The organism is Providencia burhodogranariea DSM 19968, from assembly GCF_000314855.2.
GTDB lineage: Bacteria > Pseudomonadota > Gammaproteobacteria > Enterobacterales > Enterobacteriaceae > Providencia > Providencia burhodogranariea.
The window spans coordinates 336,297-341,483 of the sequence record NZ_KB233223.1 but is presented as its reverse complement, the minus strand read 5'-3'; the positions used below and the strand labels follow the sequence as shown (position 1 = coordinate 341,483).

Below are 5,187 nucleotides of genomic sequence, written 5' to 3'. Positions count from 1 at the left end.
AGGCTTATCGTGGCCGACCTTGTCAGGGTTCTGCAAAAACTGCGGTAAATTTTCATCGGAACTTATGCACTCAATATGCACTTGATAACGCGAATCAATCCCTTGTTCTTTTGGTGCTTGATAGAAGCCCATATGGCCGATACTTTCACCCGCCTTTATGGTTATGGGTGTCGTTAAACTGACCACTTTATCAAATTGCATCATCTCTTTTGAGGGGCTGGCTAACTGTTTCCACCAACTCGGCTCTATTTCGGGCAAGATGTTATTGTTATCCACCAACGTCCAGCATTGAGTTCCAACATTCAATTTTGATGAACCTGCTATCTTTTCAATCGTCACCAGCCCATACAGCCGCCCATTCGCCGCCTTAAGTTGACGTTGGCTATCCTTTTTATCCCAAGAGATGATGGAGCCTTTTGGGAGTGCATCTAATTTATGTTGGTCTTTATAGGCATTAGTCCCTGCAACCGCTTTCCATTCGGGTGAGTAGGTCGGCAGTTTATCTTGCACAATCCATGTCGGATTGGCTTGATAGGCGGAATATGGCGCCAAATGCATATAGAGCGTATAAAAATGCAGCCCACTCTTTTGTGTTTCACCTGGTTGAATATAATGGCGTACTAATACAAAGGAACCGGATAAATTTAAGCTTCCTGTTTTCCACCCCAAGGGTAAATAATCTTGATTCATTCGGTAGGCAACGATTTCACCATCCGCCATACAGCGAATAGGCTGTTTGCCTTTATAAGGAAGAGGAAAAGCGGCTTTTTCTGTGATAGCATGGCCACTTAAGGCGCACCAAGGAGTAGTCGCATTGGTGATATGGATACCGCTATGCCACATCCCATTACGACCCAGTAAATAATGCCCCGTTGATTCACCATTTAGATGCGCCATAATGTCATCTAAATTTGAGAATTCTTGACCACGTTCATTTTTAGGAATGGGATAGACTATTTTTATCAGTTGAGCACTGTTTCGTTGTTCTTCTTTTTTTGCGGATTGATTACCTGCATAGCGGTATAAGACAAAGGGCGTTTTTGCCGTTCGGTATGCTTTTCCTGGATAAATCCCATATGCCTGTTTAAAATCAGAAACCCATGACTGACCATTATACATTGCAATGTGTCCATCGTCATGTTTGCCGGGTATCCGTTCTATAACAACAATATCACCAATCGTTTGTCCAGAAACAGAATATATTCCATCACTGATTACTAACTCTGCATTTTCAATAGGTTTAAATCCTTGTTCAACAAGTGAAGGACCATAATCACAGGCTGAAGCCAATAATCCAGATCTTGGCGCTGGTATTCTTATTTTTATACCTCCAGCTTCAATGGCTTCACGCACAAATGTTGCACAACGACTGATACTACCAGATTTTGCTTTATTATTTAAATGAGTGACCGCTGTTTCAATATTCCACATAATCCTTTCTCTTAAATTTTTGTAACTCGATTGATTTTCCAGTTACTTCCCTGCTTAATTAAAACAATCTGTAAATTTAATATTGGATCTGTACCATCACCTAAAATTAAATCTATTTTTGAGTAAGTTGCAGTTTGTTTACTTTTTAATACCACAATATTTTTTTCCCAAGAGGGATAATTATCCTGTGATTTAATAAAGTAATTAACATCTGTCTCAATCCAAGTTCCATCCCAATTACAGACAATATTCCCACTATTTTTTTTACATTTTTGATCTTTTCTACAAATTTTTTTCAACTCATTTTCATCTACATCTGAGTCATAATTACATATTGAAGAGTGATATAATTTTAACGCTAATTCAGGGGTTACATAGAGTTCCACTAATGTCTCTTCATCTGTATTTTTGAGGTAACCCTCATAAAAATTCATAACGACTTCTTCGGGAGATAGCCTTGAACTTGCAATTGATGAAACAATATCTAACCTAGAATTATCGCTAGCATGCTCATTAGCGACACTTATAAACGAAAATAAAACCATTACAAAAATACAAATTCTTATTACCTTCAGCATTTTATTATCCTTTTAATCATGCAATGGGTGCTTAGTCACTAATTTATGCGCTTCAATATCCGTTACATCAAACTGCAACGTTTCACACGCGATATCGCTTCCAGATCCTGGAACAACGTAATTCGCAGCTTTGATGATGTAATCCCCCGAAGAGCCATGCTCAACACCTTGTTCACTTAATTTTAGGTATGAGCCGCCGCCGTTAAGGGTCAGCGTGTGGGGAGTCGATATCACTATTTCATCTTCACTGCTGGTGATAGTAATTTGCTGCTGGGCAAATAAATCCATCGTATTGTGTTGCGCACTGATTTCGACCGCACCTTGGTTTGCAATGATTTTCACTTCGTCTTTGTGTGCAAATAACCCTAAGGCTTTCTCAACGGCGAATGATAGGTTTACATTACGCTAATATTCAGAGTCAATACCTGGATTTTTTAATTATCTATCAATACATCCTAAAACACTTTTTTTATCACATTCAAGAATATTTAATAATTCATCTAATTTATCGACCTGTATTTTATTGCAATTATAATCATATTCTTTATTAACACTTAAGTCTGTCACTTGTAACCCGCCATTATATTTGCCATCTTCGTAATTTTTATATATTGCGTAATCTACATTGTTATTTGAGTAAGTAACCCTGTAATGCTCAGTGTTAAATCTAGAATAATAATTATATGAGAAGGCCTTACTCTCTAATAATTTGGAAGACTGCTCAACAAAAATGGAATTATTATTTCTCATTGTTAACTTCAAATCTTTACCAACTAATTCTAAGTTAATTGTTCCATCTTTAGTGGCACATTGAAGAAAACTTTACTGTTTGCAAAAGCGCTTAAAGGTAGCAATATCATAAGAAACGATTTTTTAAATTTCATGATTATTATGTCTTAACTTTCTACTAATCTGGTAACATTAAGGTTTCATCACTATTACGACTAATTGATAAAATGTTGTATTTTTTTATCATCACGGCATTGTTTGATTTTCAGCAAATCAAAAGAGTATATCTTTATAATAGTTTTTAATTTATTATCAACCTCTACAGATAAACAGGCACACCTGATACCATAGTTACCGTTAGTATAAATTATCTCTGAAGGGTCAATAGAATTATCAACAATTTTTTCAATTCCTTTCGATTTTCGTCCTCCTTGCTGAGATATATTCCATTCAGCATCACGATCGATAAGCCAAAGATTTCCTGGTGTAGGATTATCTAACCAGCCACAACGAATTTCTTGCCCATACACAGAAAATTGTACAAATAGAAGAAAACATATCAAGATTATTTTTTCATGATAACAAAGCATTATTTAGCCTGATTAATCCGTTAAATTATACTTAAATTTTATTCTTTACTTATTGAAACTTCATTTTCTTTCATCCATTTTATTATATATCTTCCGGTATTAGTTTTATATTTTATTTGAATGAATTCCCCATCATCTGATATATCAACCAAAGAAAATACATCACCTTTAATAAGATATGCATTGGAGATACTATTATCATTTGCATTATTGTATAGTTTTGCTTTGTCAATAGTAACCTTCCCAATTAATTTTTTCCTGAGAGGAAGACTATCACCATCTGATAATAATGATTTCCCATATGTTCCATCACTATTAAAATATATTCTTTTCACCTGCCCACACCCAATGCATGAGTCTTTAAATAATAACACCCATTTATCATCAGGATTTATTTTATATATATCTTCATTCCACCTTCCTTGATCTCTCCAAGAACTAATTAATTTATCAGCATCAATAGAGATATTACATATAGACTCATTAACACCAATTGAAGGAACTGATTTCACACTGCCATTATTTATTTTAAATAAAATAGAACATTTATTTATATCACTTTCACTTGTTGCAACTAAATATTCATAATTGTTTATTTTTTTTATTTCAACATCTCCATACCCACTATCTATAATGTTTCTTACTGAATTGGGAATATTGTAATTTTCATGCTCTGTTGCTACTTTAACTTCTGCATGACCTGTACCTATATTAGTCAACACTGTTAAAATTAAAATTAAATATATTTTTTTTAGAATCATTCTAGCTCCCACTCTTTTTTTATTTTATTAAATATTTGCTTTCTTTCAGCTAATCCATTCCTACCTCCGTTAACGGCTAATGTTATAAGTTCTATATTATTTTTATCGTTATCAACTAAAATATTTATATCTCCTCTTGCATTATATTTATTGGAAATACCACCATTTTTTCTCCAGAACCATGCTGAAGCTTTGATCGTATTTCTCATATTATTAGCAACAAGTTCAGGATAAATAACAAAATCATCACCAGTATATTCAGAAAACAATCTATAGTTTTTTTTCCATGTTAATTGAATTAAACCTCGCCCTCTATATTTTGGACCATCACCAACATTGGTATTCTCATATTTTATTGCGTCTCTATGTTTTTCAGGATCATAGTTTGTCCCAGAACCAAATTCTAATGTGGTATCTAAATAGGCTGATTCATGTAAACATTGTGAAAGAAAATGAGCTTTATGATATGGCCCTATAATTTCATATTCAAACATGATCTCATTCAACATGTTAACAAATATTTGTTTATCAAATTCAAAGACATTAGGATAATTTTTCTTGAAATTTTCAGCAAATAATCTACCGCCTCTTATTCCTGTAAACCACTTATTTTGATGCCCTAACAATGTTTCAATTAACTCAACAGTAATTTTATATTTTTCTTCATTCTTCAACGCCAGTGCCGCACTAAATGCGATGGGATGCATATGCCACACTTCAGGGCCTAATTTTTCGCTGGTCACATCTTGCATCCAAACCATACCATCCAGAAACTCTTCGCTGTAAGAACGCCATAAGGGTGCTTCTTCACTCAATATGTTTAGAAAATTTTGCCAAACACTGTCACTTTTTTTGTAATACCAATCACTGGGATGTTTAACCATGGTTTTATTCACAATATGGGAAAACATCGGGTTATGAAAAGCGCGGCGATATTCCTCGGGGGAGTAAGTTTCTTTTTTATCCGATTTAATCTTATTAATTAATCGCTGGTAATTATGAGCAATAATCCCCTTTTGCGGCACAGATGAACCCGTTATTTCCGCTTTAATATTTTCATAAACTGAACTGATAAATTCGACTTGGGGTTGCACATAG

General features: G+C 34.3%; 5 protein-coding genes and 2 pseudogenes. All 7 read right to left on the bottom strand.

The window, feature by feature from the left end; genetic code table 11:
* Positions 1 to 1,431: pseudogene (locus tag OOA_RS20640) on the bottom strand (hypothetical protein); the annotation flags it as partial.
* Between the two features lie 11 nt (positions 1,432 to 1,442).
* Positions 1,443 to 2,009 carry a YqhG/Tai3 family protein gene (locus OOA_RS12205; protein WP_040691414.1) on the bottom strand — a complete coding sequence of 189 codons (567 nt, stop codon included), beginning with the start codon at positions 2,007 to 2,009 and terminating at the stop codon, positions 1,443 to 1,445.
* Positions 2,010 to 2,021: 12 nt separating this feature from the next.
* A pseudogene (locus OOA_RS12200) lies at positions 2,022 to 2,405 on the bottom strand (DUF2345 domain-containing protein); the annotation flags it as partial.
* A gap of 42 nt (positions 2,406 to 2,447) precedes the next feature.
* Entirely contained in the window at positions 2,448 to 2,759 is a 312-nt protein-coding gene (locus OOA_RS12195) for a hypothetical protein (RefSeq protein WP_008912454.1), read from the bottom strand.
* Positions 2,760 to 2,953: 194 nt separating this feature from the next.
* Entirely contained in the window at positions 2,954 to 3,328 is a 375-nt protein-coding gene (locus tag OOA_RS12190; RefSeq protein ID WP_008912453.1) for a DUF4087 domain-containing protein, read from the bottom strand.
* 38 nt (positions 3,329 to 3,366) lie between these two features.
* Positions 3,367 to 4,089: a hypothetical protein gene (locus OOA_RS12185; RefSeq protein WP_008912452.1), complete on the bottom strand. Its 723-nt coding sequence runs from the start codon at positions 4,087 to 4,089 to the stop codon at positions 3,367 to 3,369.
* Positions 4,086 to 5,187, bottom strand: a 1,102-nt coding sequence (locus OOA_RS20770; protein ID WP_008912451.1) for a glycoside hydrolase family 19 protein, incomplete at its 5' end; no start/stop codon positions are given. The genes OOA_RS20770 and OOA_RS12185, both read right to left, overlap by 4 nt.

What these genes read in the sequence shown, in the direction of transcription:
- OOA_RS12205 (WP_040691414.1), bottom strand. Translation starts at nt 2,009, where the DNA reads ATGCTGAAGGTAATAAGAATTTGTATTTTTGTAATGGTTTTATTTTCG.
- OOA_RS12195 (WP_008912454.1), bottom strand. Translation starts at nt 2,759, where the DNA reads ATGAGAAATAATAATTCCATTTTTGTTGAGCAGTCTTCCAAATTATTA.
- OOA_RS12190 (WP_008912453.1), bottom strand. Translation starts at nt 3,328, where the DNA reads ATGCTTTGTTATCATGAAAAAATAATCTTGATATGTTTTCTTCTATTT.
- OOA_RS12185 (WP_008912452.1), bottom strand. Translation starts at nt 4,089, where the DNA reads ATGATTCTAAAAAAAATATATTTAATTTTAATTTTAACAGTGTTGACT.